The organism is Bacillus mobilis, from assembly GCF_001884045.1.
In the GTDB taxonomy this organism is placed as follows: Bacteria; Bacillota; Bacilli; order Bacillales; family Bacillaceae_G; genus Bacillus_A; species Bacillus_A mobilis.
In genome coordinates, this window is sequence record NZ_MACF01000123.1 from 124957 (window position 1) to 140019 (window position 15063).

The 15063-nt window shown below is 32.5% G+C and carries 18 protein-coding genes; 12 read left to right on the forward strand and 6 right to left on the reverse strand.

Features of this window, described 5'->3' with window-relative positions; all coding sequences use genetic code 11:
• Positions 1–52: 52 nt before the first annotated feature.
• A complete protein-coding gene (locus BAQ44_RS23335; protein WP_071724104.1) occupies positions 53–688 on the forward strand; it encodes a phosphatase PAP2 family protein in 636 nt (211 codons plus the stop codon).
• Here BAQ44_RS23335 and BAQ44_RS23340 read toward each other — a convergent pair.
• The 3 genes from BAQ44_RS23340 to BAQ44_RS23355 form a co-directional block, all read right to left on the reverse strand.
• Positions 678–1559, reverse strand: coding sequence for a cation diffusion facilitator family transporter (locus BAQ44_RS23340; protein ID WP_071724106.1), 882 nt, complete (start codon positions 1557–1559; stop codon positions 678–680). The two genes, BAQ44_RS23335 and BAQ44_RS23340, sit on opposite strands and share 11 nt — an antisense overlap.
• A 295-nt stretch (positions 1560–1854) precedes the next feature.
• Positions 1855–2169, reverse strand: coding sequence for a thioredoxin family protein (locus BAQ44_RS23345; protein WP_000658777.1), 315 nt, complete (start codon positions 2167–2169; stop codon positions 1855–1857).
• 843 nt (positions 2170–3012) lie between these two features.
• A complete protein-coding gene (locus BAQ44_RS23355; protein ID WP_071724109.1) occupies positions 3013–3621 on the reverse strand; it encodes a hypothetical protein in 609 nt (202 codons plus the stop codon).
• Positions 3622–4570: 949 nt separating this feature from the next.
• Here BAQ44_RS23355 and BAQ44_RS23365 point away from each other — a divergent pair.
• The 6 genes from BAQ44_RS23365 to BAQ44_RS23390 all read left to right on the forward strand — a co-directional run bounded on the left by BAQ44_RS23365 (position 4571) and on the right by BAQ44_RS23390 (position 8452).
• Complete coding sequence (locus BAQ44_RS23365; RefSeq protein WP_081110263.1) at positions 4571–4924, forward strand: hypothetical protein; 354 nt, start codon at positions 4571–4573, stop codon at positions 4922–4924.
• A 58-nt stretch (positions 4925–4982) separates the two neighbouring features.
• Positions 4983–5234 (forward strand): DUF3947 family protein, encoded by a 252-nt coding sequence (locus BAQ44_RS23370; RefSeq protein WP_061678419.1) that lies wholly within the window; start codon positions 4983–4985, stop codon positions 5232–5234.
• A gap of 632 nt (positions 5235–5866) precedes the next feature.
• Positions 5867–6367 (forward strand): sigma-70 family RNA polymerase sigma factor, encoded by a 501-nt coding sequence (locus BAQ44_RS23375; protein WP_071724111.1) that lies wholly within the window; start codon positions 5867–5869, stop codon positions 6365–6367.
• Positions 6357–7379, forward strand: a complete 1023-nt coding sequence (locus BAQ44_RS23380) for an anti-sigma factor (protein WP_071724113.1) — start codon at positions 6357–6359, stop codon at positions 7377–7379. The genes BAQ44_RS23375 and BAQ44_RS23380 overlap by 11 nt, the downstream gene beginning before the upstream one ends.
• Positions 7361–7672: a hypothetical protein gene (locus BAQ44_RS23385; RefSeq protein WP_071724115.1), complete on the forward strand. Its 312-nt coding sequence runs from the start codon at positions 7361–7363 to the stop codon at positions 7670–7672. Before BAQ44_RS23380 ends, BAQ44_RS23385 begins: the two co-directional genes overlap by 19 nt.
• A gap of 243 nt (positions 7673–7915) precedes the next feature.
• Positions 7916–8452: a C1q-like domain-containing protein gene (locus BAQ44_RS23390; protein ID WP_071724120.1), complete on the forward strand. Its 537-nt coding sequence runs from the start codon at positions 7916–7918 to the stop codon at positions 8450–8452.
• Positions 8453–9156: 704 nt separating this feature from the next.
• On the opposite strand, the gene BAQ44_RS31485 is transcribed toward BAQ44_RS23390, so the two are convergent.
• Both BAQ44_RS31485 and BAQ44_RS23400 read right to left on the reverse strand, forming a co-directional pair.
• On the reverse strand, positions 9157–9411 hold the full coding sequence (locus BAQ44_RS31485) for a hypothetical protein (RefSeq protein WP_249024755.1): 255 nt from the start codon (positions 9409–9411) through the stop codon (positions 9157–9159).
• A gap of 466 nt (positions 9412–9877) precedes the next feature.
• Positions 9878–10072 carry a hypothetical protein gene (locus BAQ44_RS23400; RefSeq protein WP_071724121.1) on the reverse strand — a complete coding sequence of 65 codons (195 nt, stop codon included), beginning with the start codon at positions 10070–10072 and terminating at the stop codon, positions 9878–9880.
• A 280-nt stretch (positions 10073–10352) separates the two neighbouring features.
• Between BAQ44_RS23400 and BAQ44_RS23405 the strand changes: the two genes are divergently transcribed.
• The 5 genes from BAQ44_RS23405 to BAQ44_RS23425 all read left to right on the forward strand — a co-directional run bounded on the left by BAQ44_RS23405 (position 10353) and on the right by BAQ44_RS23425 (position 14629).
• Positions 10353–11366 carry a glycoside hydrolase family 25 protein gene (locus tag BAQ44_RS23405; RefSeq protein ID WP_071724123.1) on the forward strand — a complete coding sequence of 338 codons (1014 nt, stop codon included), beginning with the start codon at positions 10353–10355 and terminating at the stop codon, positions 11364–11366.
• A gap of 191 nt (positions 11367–11557) precedes the next feature.
• A complete protein-coding gene (locus BAQ44_RS23410) occupies positions 11558–12409 on the forward strand; it encodes a peptidylprolyl isomerase PrsA (protein WP_061679485.1) in 852 nt (283 codons plus the stop codon).
• A gap of 488 nt (positions 12410–12897) precedes the next feature.
• Complete coding sequence (locus BAQ44_RS23415; RefSeq protein WP_061679484.1) at positions 12898–13116, forward strand: hypothetical protein; 219 nt, start codon at positions 12898–12900, stop codon at positions 13114–13116.
• Between the two features lie 273 nt (positions 13117–13389).
• On the forward strand, positions 13390–13797 hold the full coding sequence (locus tag BAQ44_RS23420) for a hypothetical protein (RefSeq protein ID WP_071724125.1): 408 nt from the start codon (positions 13390–13392) through the stop codon (positions 13795–13797).
• Positions 13798–14293: 496 nt separating this feature from the next.
• Positions 14294–14629, forward strand: coding sequence for a YolD-like family protein (locus tag BAQ44_RS23425; protein WP_061679482.1), 336 nt, complete (start codon positions 14294–14296; stop codon positions 14627–14629).
• Between the two features lie 215 nt (positions 14630–14844).
• On the opposite strand, the gene gerPF is transcribed toward BAQ44_RS23425, so the two are convergent.
• The gene (gene gerPF / locus BAQ44_RS23430; RefSeq protein ID WP_001141565.1) at positions 14845–15060 is read right to left on the reverse strand and encodes a spore germination protein GerPF; all 216 of its coding nucleotides are present in this window, start codon (positions 15058–15060) and stop codon (positions 14845–14847) included.
• Positions 15061–15063: the final 3 nt, after the last annotated feature.

Sequence of the window (15063 nt, forward strand, 5' to 3'; positions counted from 1 at the left end):
AGAGGAAAACTAAAACAACCGCTCCATTTTTTTGCATAGTGAGGTTATGTATGTGAAACGATATCGACATTTATACTTGTTAAGTTCTACGCTACTCATTTGTTTTGTCGTATTATCACTTTCGTATCATACCGCTTGTATTGAGAAATTTGACAATATAGTCGCGCATTTTATTCAAAGTTTTCGAAACGATTATTTGACAGCCTATTTTACTTGGGTGTCATTTATCGGTTCCAAAAGAATATATTTTCCGTTGCTCATTATTCTTGTAATGTATTTTCTCGTTAGAAAAAAAATGCTTAGTGCATTACTTCTAACAATTAATTATTATGGATCTCGTTACTTAAACAGTATGCTTAAACTATGGTACGAACGAGCAAGACCTGATGTAACACAGCTTGTTACGGCAACTGGATATAGTTTTCCGAGCGGTCATACGATGAATGCTACTGCTTTTTTAGGATTTATTGCCTACGTCACCATTACTGAAGAACGAATTACATTGCATAAAAAATTGTTGATTATTTTTATAGCGAGCTTTGTTGTATTATCTATTTCAGTTAGCCGAATTTATCTTGGCGTGCACTATCCATCTGACATATTAGCAGGATGGGCGGCTGGGGGTAGCTGGCTCGTTTTATGTGTTATATTTCATAAAACGTTCATGAAAAAAGAACCTATGTCATAATAGGTTCTTTTTTCATTGGTTCAACATGAATGTGTGCATGGTAAATCCCAAATTTTTTCCGAAGCATAGCCTCGATGTTGTCAGTAATACAATGGCTTTCACCAACATCCATATGAGCATCAACCTCAATTGTAATATCAACGTACGTTTGATTCCCGTACATACGCGCGCGAATGTCTACGATGTTTTCCACGCCGCCAATATGTTCAATAGCACCAGCGTACTCTTCCATCTTATCTGGATCGATTCCATCCGTTAACATATGAGAAGCTTCTACAAAAATTTCCCATGCAGTTTTACAAATAATAAGGCCGACAAGTAAAGCAGCAATAGGATCTAAAATAGGTATTTGGAACTGCGAACCGACAATACCTACTACTGTACCGATACTTACGAGAGCATCTGATAAATTATCTTTCGCAGCAGCTTCTAATGATTTACTTTTTGTGCGCGCTGCAATTTTTTTCGTATACAAATACACGAAATACATAACGACAGCAGAAAATAAGGCTACCCATGCAGCAAGTACATTAGGCGCTGCTTGTTTCGGATTGAAAAAAGATTGAATGGCACTAATAACAACCTCTAATCCGACCGTTGCCATAATAAAAGAAGCAACAAGTGATGCAATTTGTTCTGCGCGTGAATGCCCATAAGGGTGATCTGGGTCACGAGGCTTACGAGAAATTTTTAGACCAATTAATATTGCTAAAGAAGCACCGATATCCGTTAAGTTATTTAAACCGTCAGCACGTAATGCGCTAGAGAGGGTAATATAACTGATGATGATTTTCATAGAGGATAAAAATATGTAGGCCATAATGCTGACAATCGCACCTTTATCAGCTTCTTTATGAGAAAGAGTATCCACTTTAATCACTCACCTTTCTACAAGGAATTTCTTTCTATAAATAGAGTACCAAACGAAACTCGTGTGGGTCTATACAAACATTGTTGACGTTTTTTAGCTTTTTAAGAAGGGGATAACAAAGTTTCGCGAAGGAAAAATATGTTGTAAAGTGCAAAGTTAGGATATAAATGCGATTTGGATCGAGGGGATAGGGGAAAGGATACATGTATTATGGTGAATTCGTATATTACACCGCTGAAAGATGATCGGGAAAAATAAAAACCCTCTAGAAAATATTTTTCAGAGGGTTTTCATCTTAGTATGCTTCTAAAAACTCAGTAACTTGCTCTTCAGTTTTTGCATTAGCACTATGTAAGTGGCCTAGCTTCTCACCATTTTGATATACAAGTAAACTTGGAATACCCATTACTTGATACTCTTCAGCGATACTTGGGAACTCATCTTTATTAATAGAATACCATTCAAACTTATTGAACTCTTCCATTACATCTCCGATAAAGTTGTCCATACGTACGCAATCTGGGCACCATGTAGTAAAGAACTTAACAACTACTGGCTCCTCACTTGCGATGATGTCTTTGAATTCCTGTTCTGATTTGATTTCTTTCATGTTTTGTTTCTCCTTTTTCACAATTAATATTTTAGGTTGATTAGTTGGTGTATTTGCTGTGAAATGAAAACTTCGAACGAAAGTTTTCTTTCCGAATAATTCGTTTGCAAATTGATTCACCGCAGTTTCTTAAATTTCTGGTACAACATCTTGGTAAGTGTCCAGTGTGATACCTACTAAACGTTTACTTGTAATCTTTTAGATCATAGAAACGAATATTAGGAACCTTACTTTTCTTTATAAGCTTTTTCATGAGCTGTGTCAAACTTCTGAATTATAAGGTATAAGTAGGGTAGATCAAACTGTATTCATGATAGCCATTGCTATAACGTTCTTTTCCACAGATGTTTTTATGAGATGTTTATGAAGCGCCTGTAATGTAATGTCGGATAAAACAAGCAGGAAATTCAAAAAAAGATGAAGGGGATGCATAGATGAATTTAGGGGAGTCGTTATAAGAACTTATTCATGAAGTTGTGAGAGAAGAGGTTAGGGCGGCATTAGCTGAGTTCCAGCAATAATCACAACCAAATAAAGAAATGTGGGTGAAAGGAGCGTGACTTACAAGTGGGGAAATTACTGCACTGTATAGAGTGAAAGAAAAAACATGATGTGGAATGCGAAAGGGATCATAAGAACATTTTAGGAATTATTTAGTGGTTAAGAAGTCAGGGGGAATTAGGATGTTGAAATGGGAAAAGAAACTGTTTTCAAAAAACGCCCACCTTGCATTGTTTGTGAGAAACAAGAAGGTGAGCTTCACTTAAAAGAAACGAATTAGATTTGTGAAAATTGTGCCCAAATTAAGCATGAACAAGGTATTGAAATAGATACCTATGCCCTTTACACCTTATTCCATAAATAAGAAAGCTGGTGGGCTTCTGATTCAAGAGCTATTAAATGATCATTATTAATAGAGTTATTCGTATACATTCTGTTCTTTTGGATGTTAAGCACCGTATAATTTACATCGTTATATTCATTTGAAAATGTTGATTCATTTAATAATGTCAGTGTTGAGTTGATGTTATATTTATCAATTCGCTCTTTTTTTCCTTTGAAAAACAGTTTAATAAGATGTGGCTCATCATTAATGAGCAAACCGAGTTCAGGTGATGAGCGGACGATTAAATTATCTGATAACCAATGTGATTTACCAGGATCAAACCAAGAGATGTCTTTGTTTTTAATAAATTTTTTGTACTGCTTTATAACATCAATGTAGTTTTGCTTTTTCTTCTGGTCAACAGTTTGTACTAATGTTTCAAAACAGTCAAAAGGTAGTTCGTTTTTATGAAATTTAATAATAGTTTCTCGTAATTGTTTCCAGTAATCAAAAACTGGGTGATATTCAGGTTGAGATTTTAGATTCTTTACAAAATTTGTTTTAGCTGCACTACTTTTCAGTGTGAAGTCTAAAAATTGTGTAAGTCCCACTTTAATTTCTGCCATGTTACACCCCCTTTCTAAACATTACCAATTCGATATTGGAAAGGGAAATCCTGCATTTTTAAGGCGGTGAACTAGATGCTAGAAAAAGCGATGTTCATACACAATGGCTATTGTAAAGTTGATTCGCAAGAATGACGAAAATACCAATTCATTTTATATAATCAGCAACGGTGCATGAGTGCCGTTGCTTTTGTGTTTCTTATTGAGCTTGGTAATCATGGAATACTTTCTAAGAGGAGGTGATCTATCCTCACTAAATGATAATAATACGAAAAAGCATTGGAAGTGTTTTTAAAAGCAGTGGAGAAAGCTCAGAAAGAAGAGAATGAAAAATCAAAGAAACCAAATAAAGAAGAGGAGTGAAGCGCGCTATCGTTAAAACGACGAAAAACGTGCTTGTTTATTTTCTTTGTAAAGGGCATGCATATTCATTGATTTACAGATGTATGATGCGTGAGCATAGTGTTTTTGATAAATAATGAAATAGTTATAAGGCGGAAATAAATGAAAATGCAATTATACGAAAAAAGGTCCTGTTGTTTCCAACAGGACCTTTCCTAAAATGGCAAAGAGTAACTCTTACCTTACTCTTCTTGTATATAATACCTGAAAAAGATAGATGTGTATACAACAAGATATTCCAATATAATTATTTGAATATAGTGTTTAAATATAAAGAGGTGGAATTTGAAATAAGGAATTAAATTACAAATGTTGATTTATCAAGGGATTTAAATGGATTCTTATTAAATCGTAGTTAATAAAGTGATATTGAGATAATAAGATATGTAATTTTGCATATCAGATTGTTAAAAGTGAACAAGGTTATAAAAGATCTAAATGTCATGAAAATTGCGGGAGTTGGATACTAAAAATTCATTTGTTTTTTACTTTAATAAATAAATTAATTTGAATAGAAGTGAAAAATAGAGATTTGCCTTAGACATTTATGAAAGTAAAGAATATTTATAACAATAGGAGTAAATACACAGGTCCGATTTTTGTAATGATGGAGGGAATTGATGTGGACATAACTCAAAGCATGGCACGAATAGTCGTAAATGGGAAAGATCTTCCGTTTAATTCAGTTAGAACTTCTGTATGGAATCAAGGGCCTGTAAATGATCTAATTGTTTCAACAAACCAGAGAGTCGAGGAGTTTTATCAATTTATGTGGTCACAAGTACCAGTTACGCTTGCGATGTATTTTCTTCAGGGGGCGGACTTAATGAGGTTTGCTAGAATTATTGGGATTAATCAAAGTGTAACGGGGGAATATATTTATCATTTCTCTTGGGGATAAGACGAAAGTCAAGTAGCTTAACAGTTTTTAATAAATGAAATGGAAATGAGTGGGGAGAATGTTTTATTCATATTATGTTTCTCAAGCTGGTATACGCCCAGCGTATGGTACATCAATAACGTTTAGTGGAGCACAAAGTACAGTTCAAGCTGTTCAACAAGCGTTACAAATGCAACAACAAATGCAAATGCAGCAACAAAGTATCCAGCCATATTATTCATCCATGGAATATTTTTATCCAGTGCAACCTATTACACCGTATGGAAGTTCTTTTCTTACTATCCCATATGGAACTGTATTTAATTTATAAATGGAAAGTTCAATCAGTATGGGGCGGACATCCAAAACCGGTTATTAGCCCTCACCAATCGGATTTTATGAGCAGCGCGGCTCCCGCCTAACTTTCTTGCAAGTGCCGAACTTTGAGGAGTGAGTCTTATTGCCCGTAAATGACGGGAATAATCGATTGGAATGAAATTGTGTATGTATAAGCGTCAAATAGTCCTCACCTACAATTTATAAATAACCGATGAGATAATCTCCGTACATAATACAAGTGGAGTTTTTTTGATGAGAAGATATCGATTAAAAACAGAATGGGAATTATCTAATCATGACAAATGAAGACTAGTGGCTTTGCATGAAAGGAAACATGAACGTTTATTTACGCGAACCAGGTTAAGATGCAACAACGAAGTTCTAACTGTGGTTATATCATACAGTATGATTGTTCTATGGCTATCGAATTACAAGATTAAGAGAACAGCTGAATCGTTTTTTGGCTGGTTTTTAAAGATATTTACAGCCATAATATCTTATATTTTGTTTATAATTGTAAATAGTTATTAAAATGTATAAAATTTCTTTTTTATTAATAAAAAAGAAAAAATAATGCAACTTTTTAATTTCTTTATTCGTGTTATATATGAAAGGAGGAGGGGGATGGAGATTGAAGAAATATATAAGGTTTATATAAACGATGTGTACCGGTATTTATTTTCCCTTTCTCGTAGCCATCACGTAGCGGAGGACTTGATGCAGGAGACTTTTTATAGGGCGTATCTTTATTTAGATGACTATGAAAACCAAAAGGTAAAATCATGGCTATTTAAAGTGGCATATCATACGTTTATTGATTTTGTTAGGAAAGAGAAAAAAGTAACCTTTGTAGGAACGGAGGAATTAGAGACAATACAAGCAGGGGAATCCACAGAAGAGTATGTGGTCGCAAAAAATAGTTATGAAAAATTAATTCAGATTATTCATACTTTACCATTGGTGGAGGCGCAAGTTATTTTATTATGTGACGTACATCAATTAACGTACGAAGAGGGTGCATCTGTATTAGATTTAAAGTTAAACACGTATAAAAGTCACATATTTCGCGGGAGAAAGAGATTAAAAGAATTGTTAAAGGAGGAAAAGAGTCAAAATGACAAATGATAAACCTCATTCTGAACAAGATGATTATAAAGAATTGCTACAAGAAGCTCTTCATCAAAGACCGGCGTCACTACCTGATGGAAAACAAGAGCAAGTGTTGAAAATAGGTAAAAAAAGAGCGCGTATTACAAATGTTTTAATTGTATTTACTTTTTTATTACTCATTCAACCTATTTTATATATATTTACACTTTTATATTATACATTGGCACCTACAAACGCGATGGAGATACGGAATGTAGTAAATCAAACGTTAAGTGTAACAGAACCAAATGTATTTTTGAAAGATAGGGACATGGAGCAAACGTTGTTACCACTTAGTTTACAATTGCATTTTGATTTGTATAAAAGGGTAGGGAAGAAAGATATTCGAATAGGAGAAGAGAAAACAGATTATTTATTAAGTACAGCAACGAAAGTAAGCCGTGAATATACAACAGATGAAAAAATTCCAGAAATCCCGTATATAGATAACGAAGTATTGTCTCATCCTAATAATTATAATGCGTCCTATAATAGTAGCGAAGAAGCACAGGTATTAAAGGGTCTTCCACAAGAGTCTGTTGTAGAAGCATTTGTATCTTTTAGGGAATTATTAAGTGTACAAGAAGTAACAGATATGTTTCCTACTATTGATATCGTTTGGTATGCCGTTAATACAGGATTAGAGGAGAAGCAAACGAATGATGAGGGTATGTATGTAGCCCCGATTGGCTTCCCAGCAGATATGATTGCAAGTCCAAGTGGTGCTTTTGAAAGTGATTCACCTCATGAGGAACAATTTATTACTGTTTTAAAGTCATTACAGAAGCATGAAAATTTAGCAGTGAAGCTATCTAGAGCGAAAGTATTAGAGTTGTCAAAGCGAATTTCTTTCCTTGAAAAAAATGGGGTGAAAACTTATGGGGCAGTTGTAACTGGACCTAAAGGAGAAGTTGAAAAATTAATGAGCCACGAAAAAGTTAGAAAATTGAAAGTAGGTGAAGCGAGGTTATGGAATTGGCATTCTTAAAAAAAAGAAAGAATCATATGTATAAACAAGAATCGTGGATGGGGACTATTTCATTAATTATTGCCTTTTTAGCTCTAATGTATTTGAACATTATATTGCTTATTCAAGAAACATTTATAGGTAAAGGTTTTCTACAAATTGTTGGTATTGGAGTGGTGTGCTCAGTTGTAGGTATGATCACAAAAAGAAAAAGTCGAAAATATGCATTGTGGGCTTGTAGTTTATTTGTTTTTATGCTAATGTTTGCTTTCTTTGGATTTATGTTAGGTTGGATGATAAGTTTTGGGCCATAAATATGTGGGAAAGAGCGAATGTAGATTCGCTCTTTTTTATATTGAAAGTAAAATAAATAAGAGAAGAATCTATCAAATTTGAATGGAGTGCACTATACATCTAGGTTGTGTTATTATTGATATCTTTTTCGCTCACGTACACATAAAATAGGTGGCAAGTATAGTACTAAAATAATAGCTCGTCCAAACATTACAAGTCCCTCTTACATAATATGTAGGAATAAGCATGAAAGGGGAACTAGTATGTCTTGCTATAACTACTGTAAGTTTTGTAAAGAGTATAAAAAGAAACAGCATGATTGTTGTAAGAACACGAGTAAGTGTAATAACAACAAGGACATGCTTATAAGGGCATCAGCATTTAGAGCTAGAAATACGGTGGATCAAACGGTTCCTGCCAATACTTTTGTAAAGGTATTGTTCCAAAAAGAACAATTTGATTTAGCAAATGAGTATAATCCGGCAACGTCTATTTTTATTCCGAAGACTAGAGGGGTTTACTCTATTATTGGAACGATTGGTTTTTTTCCAAACGATCCTAACTTAAATTATAGAGCTCGTGTAGAAATTCGTGTGAATGGAAACGCAGCAATAGCTATAGATAACGACTTTTTCGGTCCAATAAGTTTTGGAAATGTAGTAAGTGTTTCGACGATCATTCAATTGAATGAAGGAGATCAAGTTGAAGTTTATGCACAAAGTAGCATAGACGGAGTTTTAAGTACCTCGGAAGACGGCTCACATTTTGAAGCTGCAAGATTCCCTTCGCCAATTAAATAACGAATAGAATAAAATATTTTTCAGCATGTTTAGTTAATCCCCTTTACCAAGTGGTGGGGGATTATTATTGTTTTTCTAAAATATATAAGTAAATAGGCTTAATATAGTTTGTTTCAAGAGAATTTTGCATGCTAGGATGTAAGGCTGAAAGTGCTATCTTATTATGAGTAATAGATATTCTGCAGGCAATAAAAAGCCTACAACGAAACGAGTAACATGGTTGTAAAAGTTCTCTGGCATTACATTTGCTAGTCGTCGTATGGAATAGAAAAGACATCTTAATTTATAAATACATAAAAGTCCGTATAATTAAGGGCTTTTTCTTAACTATATAGAAATTACATATTTAACATAAGTTTTTGTAGGTATTGTTATTGAATGGAAAGGAATAACAATAAGGCGATTACACTATATAAAAATAAAATAAATCCTAAGATGAGTAGAATCGGATGCAACTTGAACATGTTTGACCTCCTTGATTATATAAAGATTTTAATACATTTATGGTCAATTAAGAAGGAAAATATTTTAAATGAATGAATACACGAATTTAACAGAGGATATTTTAAAAGAAAAAGAGCCCGATCTAGCTATCAAGCTCTTTTCTGAATGGCGTCATTATATTCCCTTGTGATAGGTTAAAAACTATAGCGAACTTTAAGGAGAGAGTGTCAAACCCTATTAAACTAATTTATGATCTGAGTTCATGCCCATTCATAGTTCTGGGTAGTTATTTTTTTATCAATTAATCCTCTTTGTCCAAAATTGATAACTTCTAAATTTTCTCTTCCTATATAATAATTCATACATTGAGTGTTTTCTAGTGGAGTGTGCCAAGAAATTAAAAGTGCTTCTACATCGGATAATTTTTGCTCAGAATATTTACCTCCATTAGGAAATTCCAAAATCCCTAACCTGGATGCCTCTTGCCCCATGAATCCAATCTTTATAATGTTCATTTAATCGTTTCGAAAAACTTCTTTTTGTTTTTCCGATGTATAGTAATTTTTCTTTTCCACGATACACTCAATAAATTGCATATATACCTTTTGAAAAAGCTTCTTCATAATCATTGATTTCTGATAAATTATATAGTTTAGACCATCTAATATGTACAACAGTCAAACGTTTCACCCCTTTATCAAGATATTAAAAAAAATCATTTTCTTTCAATTTCTCAAAAATCGAAAGAAAATGCAAGGATTATAGTGAACGCATAATAAAAAAAGAGCATACACAAACGGTACGCTCTAAAGAAAGATAGGTTTTATGAGTGGATAATCTCCATACGATAATATATGCTCGATTAATAAAAACGTGTAAAAAATCAATAGATTATCAATGAAATAACATGAAATGAGTAATGTTGGTCTATTACCGAAGTCGCGGAGCTAACCAAATTGTAAGGAGTGTGAATAAAACGGATTAACAACTGGATAATGATTGTACTTCAGTTTCATATTTCTTATAGTTTGGATATTGCGTAATAGTTTGACACTTAGGTGTGGAAAGTTGATTAATTATAGAAACATTGGTAATGACCTCGTTACAAGGGCCGAAAAATGTGATTTTTAGTTTTGAATTTGGTGGAACTTTGACCACTATAGGTTTTTTTTTCATGAAATCAGCTCCTAAGACGCAGTATTGTATACTGCGTTTTTTATTTAGTTTGTAAAGGCGTATTACTATATAATATGAAATTTTAGTTGAGTTGATAATGATATGGAGTTTAATGGATTGATTAGATTATGAAAAATTAGTAGAAACTTAATTAAAAGGTCGTATATTTTGAAAAAAATATAGATTTTCTTTATTTATATTATAGATAGCTAGTATTAGGCATAAGGGGCTTTCAATAAGACAAGCTTTGAATATGATAATAAAAAGGAGATGAATTGTATTGGGGTATATTATCGATATTTCAAAATGGAATGGAACTATTGATTGGGATAATGCAGCATCTCAGCTAGATTTAGTTATTGCTAGAGTTCAAGATGGCTCGAATACGGTAGATTTTATGTATCAAAATTATGTGAATGAAATGAAGAAACGCAGTATTCCATTTGGTAATTATGCATTTTGTCGTTTTATATCTATTGCTGATGCAAGGAAAGAGGCACAAGATTTTTGGAATCGCGGCGATAAATCTGCTAAGTTTTGGGTGGTGGACGTAGAAATTCAAACGATGATGGATATGCAAGGGGGGACACAAGCGTTTATAGACGAATTACGCCGTTTAGGTGCGAAAAAAGTAGGGCTATATGTGGGGCATCATACGTATGTATCATTTGGTGCACATAATATTGAAGTTGATTTTGTATGGATACCTCGTTATGGAGGGAATAAGCCAGCATATCCGTGTGATATTTGGCAATATACTGATTCAGGAAATGTTCCTGGTATTGGGAAATGCGATTTGAATCAATTAATAGGAAATAAGTCGCTATCTTGGTTTCTAGGCTCAGATGAAGTAAATCAATCTATTCTATCTGACAAGGAGGATACGCAGCAACAAAATGGTATTGGTATTGCAGTTTCAAAATATGATGATGGATATGGCATAAATGTATATGAAAATCCTGCGAATCCTCAGTTTACAGGTACAATCACTCAAAAAACGCCATATGTAGTCATACGTGGTTATTGGGAAGAGGCAGATAAAAATATGATTTGCTTAGGCAATGATAAACAGTGGGTATATGTAAAACATTTTGATGTGAAATGGTTTTATGCATCTTCAAAATATCCCATTGGGTATGGGGTTAACTACTATGCAGAGCCTGAATGTATAAACTATAAAGGAAATATTGATGGTTCAAAATCTTTTCGTGTGTGGGACAGAGCGAAAAATGCGGTAGATATCGGGCAAAATAATTGGATATTGGAAGAACATTTAAATATTAAGCACTTATAAGTAAACAAATGTTTTAGGAATACGTAAAGGGTTATCTTGCTGATACATAGTAAGATGACCTTTAATTATTGAAAAAAGAACAAGATCCATAGTTCAATCAAATGAAATGAATTACATGTGGAAAACACATTGTTAACACAAGTACATTGTATAGTTATTCTTATATAATAATAAAAGTGAGGTATTTTGAATTGAAAAAGAAAAAGCTATTTGTAGGAACAATTATTTCATGTGTAGTACTGGCATTATCTGCATGTGGTTCCTCAGACAACGTAGTAACATCAAAAGTAGGAAATGTTACAGAGAAAGAGTTAAGTAAAGAATTAAGACAAAAATATGGGGAAAGTACTTTATACCAAATGGTGTTAAGTAAGGCATTGCTAGATAAATATAAAGTTTCAGATGAGGAAGCAAAAAAACAAGTAGAAGAAGCAAAAGATAAAATGGGCGACAACTTCAAATCGACTTTAGAGCAAGTTGGATTGAAAAACGAAGATGAATTAAAAGAAAAAATGAAGCCAGAAATTGCATTTGAGAAAGCGATTAAAGCGACTGTTACAGAAAAAGATGTAAAAGAAAACTATAAACCAGAAATGAAAGTAAGTCACATTTTAGTGAAAGATGAAAAGACTGCTAAAGAAGTGAAAGAGAAAGTAAATAATGGTGAAGATTTTGCAGCTTTAGCGAAGCAATATTCGGAGGATACTGGTTCAAAAGAACAAGGCGGAGAAATAACTGGTTTTGCTCCAGGGCAAACGGTGAAAGAATTTGAGGAAGCTGCATATAAATTAGATGCAGGACAAGTAAGTGAGCCGGTAAAAACAACTTACGGGTACCATATTATTAAAGTGACAGATAAAAAAGAATTGAAACCATTTGATGAAGTAAAAGATCAAATTCGTAAAGATATAGAACAGCAAAGACTACAAGATACGACAGGTAAATGGAAACAACAAGTAGTCAATGATTTATTGAAAGATGCTGATATTAAGGTGAATGATAAAGACTTTAAAAATACATTTGAATTTCTAGAAAAGAAATAATGATTGTAATTAGAAAAGGGAACCTATATAGGTTCCCTTTTCTAATTAGTGTGTGAGTTATAAATAGATAGTAAGACAATATAATATTACATTTAAATATTAAGAATTACAATGGGAATTTATGTAATTAATTTAAGTTGGAATGATTAATGCTTCAAAGAATGTTGATATTATAATGTTCCTTTTGTTTAATGTCATTAAATATAAAGTAAATTTAACAATTTCCTCCCACTATTTGTAGGCTAATTATTAGTCGAGAATGAACAAAATCCTAATTGATTTAAATTTTATTTTATTGAAATGGATAAGCATAATTTGCAGAATGAAACATACAATATTATTGGAAAATATTGATGCGAAATGAAGTGAAAAGCAGAGCATTCTACTAAAAAAGGATGTTCTTTTTTAGTATGAAATTTTTAGGATAAAAAAAGAATACTTTAAACAAATGATTTAATAGATCAATATATTATGTAGGAGGAGAAAATATGAAAGTAATTTTTCAAAGAGAAGGTGGAGGGAAGGTTTTTGAATCATATGATGAAGATATAAGTAACTTATTAGCTATTTTAAAGGAAACGAAAGGGATTAAAATTGGGATGGTTGAGTATGAAGTATTAAAATACGAATTAGAGTATTTTCGCAATCCAAAAAAAGCAGAAACAGAGAGGGAGTTACATATAATAGTACAACCAAAATATATTTAATAATTAGGACCAATTATTAATAGTTTTATACAGTATGTACGAAAAGAGAGTGTTTACATTGCTCTCTTTTCATGGAAATTCATAAGGAACGAATTGTAGTCGGTTATAAATTCCCTAAATTTTGTGAGTTCGTTCTTTATAATATATGCTTTCATTTATAGTTGGTTAATAAACTTGAAAAATTAAAACTTTTTCGTTTAGGCAGGGATTTTATATTTGAGTAGATAAATGTTCATATGAAATATTTTGTATACGAATATTGGAGGAGTAAAAATGAGTTTAGCAAGTTATATAGGTTGCAATGTAGAAATTCCGTTAACGGATCCAGATTCTAATGATGTAATTGTCTTTGGATCGTGTTTTTCAGATGAAAGTATGCTTGAAATTATACAAGAGTTTCAATTCCAAACAAGTTACACGTATGAAGTTTCAACGAGTTGGGGCATTGAACTTAATGAGTGGCAAACTGAAAAGGAGAAGAAAGAAGCTAAAAAAAAGCTATTAGCTTTATGTTCGATTATGGATGGATATTTAAAAGAAGGTGACTATTTTGAATTATTCAGTTGTTGGGTTGGTGATGAAGATAAGGAACGAGTAGGGGAATTAAAATTAAAAATAAATCATTTTAAAATTGATGAAATTTTGATTCCAGAAAGAACACTTGTCAGGATAGAAAAATAAATATAGAAATATACGTTATTAGAAAAAAGCGACTTCATTTTGTATGAAGTCGCTTTTTTTAGTAAATATGTTAACTGTCTATTAAATAGGAAGTGAAAAACTCATTTGATGAAGAAGAAAATCAATGATGGATAAATGTATAAGAAAATGATTTGAATTATATTTTGTTAAAAATATAATTATAACTCTTCTCAAAAGAATGTATGTTCGTGTATAATTGGAACGAGTGTTCTTTTGAATACAGATAATATATGAATTAGAAATAAAGTGAAACATTAATCAGTAAGGTGCTTATCGTCCATTGATTATTAGCTTTCATCAATTCGACGTCTACGGGCGATTGATTTTCGACTTATATACATCACATATGAGGATTTTAAGGTGGGTGCTTTACTACTTGTTAATGCTGGGGAAATATGAGCCTATCATTATGAAAAAATAATTGAGTAACAATATATGTGAAATAAAATGGATAAATGATCAAGGAGATAAAGAAATGAATGATGTAAAGGTGCAGAAAGCAGAAAGAGAATGGGTTCCATTTACAGTAATGTCGGAACAGTTATTAAGTACGCGAAAGATTGTTGGAGAGAAGTTTAAAGTACAAAAACCGCTTTTAACAAAAGATGCAAAAGAGAGAATTTCTGATAAATTATTAACGTCATTATTGTCTGAGAAAGAAATATTGGTGACATATTTTGAAGATGGCTACATACTTACAAGTTATATGACAGTTGTGCATATAAACCCGCTAAAGCGCATTGTAATATGTACGGACGCATTTTATAAAACTTACGTATTTAATACTACAGATATTATTGAAATAACGTAAAGAAAGCTGAAATTTAAATTTTAGCTTTTTATTTTTGTTAGATGAGGAACAGAAAAAATGAAACGAAAAAGCAGCTAGCTTCATACTAGCTGCTAAGCCCCAGGGAAAGGGAGAAAAAGATAGGGTACTCCAAAAATCATTAATAGCTGTGTAACAGCCTGATTATAGTATAGACAAATTTATTATTCCTAAACAGTACGATGAAAAAAATAGGACTACGCTGTACCTACTTGGTTTTGATCTGCAAGGTCAGAATCAAACGTATTAGTCGCGCTCACACCATTAAAAGTATTAACAACAAAACCAACGTTTGAAGCACCAGATCCATTATAAGCCTTCGTATTTTCTTTCGGAGAAACGTTGTAGAAATCACCTAAGTTAAATGAACCATTACTATTTTGTACAACTAAATTCCCTACAACTGATGGCATAGT

Excerpts from the sequence above, each read along its gene's own strand:
- BAQ44_RS23400 (WP_071724121.1), bottom strand. The coding sequence starts at position 10,072 with ATGAAAAAAAAACCTATAGTGGTCAAAGTTCCACCAAATTCAAAACTA.
- BAQ44_RS23355 (WP_071724109.1), bottom strand. The coding sequence starts at position 3,621 with ATGGCAGAAATTAAAGTGGGACTTACACAATTTTTAGACTTCACACTG.
- BAQ44_RS31485 (WP_249024755.1), bottom strand. The coding sequence starts at position 9,411 with ATGAACATTATAAAGATTGGATTCATGGGGCAAGAGGCATCCAGGTTA.
- BAQ44_RS23390 (WP_071724120.1), top strand. The coding sequence starts at position 7,916 with ATGTCTTGCTATAACTACTGTAAGTTTTGTAAAGAGTATAAAAAGAAA.
- BAQ44_RS23375 (WP_071724111.1), top strand. The coding sequence starts at position 5,867 with ATGGAGATTGAAGAAATATATAAGGTTTATATAAACGATGTGTACCGG.
- BAQ44_RS23415 (WP_061679484.1), top strand. The coding sequence starts at position 12,898 with ATGAAAGTAATTTTTCAAAGAGAAGGTGGAGGGAAGGTTTTTGAATCA.
- BAQ44_RS23370 (WP_061678419.1), top strand. The coding sequence starts at position 4,983 with ATGTTTTATTCATATTATGTTTCTCAAGCTGGTATACGCCCAGCGTAT.
- BAQ44_RS23345 (WP_000658777.1), bottom strand. The coding sequence starts at position 2,169 with ATGAAAGAAATCAAATCAGAACAGGAATTCAAAGACATCATCGCAAGT.
- BAQ44_RS23425 (WP_061679482.1), top strand. The coding sequence starts at position 14,294 with ATGAATGATGTAAAGGTGCAGAAAGCAGAAAGAGAATGGGTTCCATTT.
- BAQ44_RS23420 (WP_071724125.1), top strand. The coding sequence starts at position 13,390 with ATGAGTTTAGCAAGTTATATAGGTTGCAATGTAGAAATTCCGTTAACG.
- gerPF (WP_001141565.1), bottom strand. The coding sequence starts at position 15,060 with ATGCCATCAGTTGTAGGGAATTTAGTTGTACAAAATAGTAATGGTTCA.
- BAQ44_RS23385 (WP_071724115.1), top strand. The coding sequence starts at position 7,361 with ATGGAATTGGCATTCTTAAAAAAAAGAAAGAATCATATGTATAAACAA.
- BAQ44_RS23365 (WP_081110263.1), top strand. The coding sequence starts at position 4,571 with ATGAAAGTAAAGAATATTTATAACAATAGGAGTAAATACACAGGTCCG.
- BAQ44_RS23380 (WP_071724113.1), top strand. The coding sequence starts at position 6,357 with ATGACAAATGATAAACCTCATTCTGAACAAGATGATTATAAAGAATTG.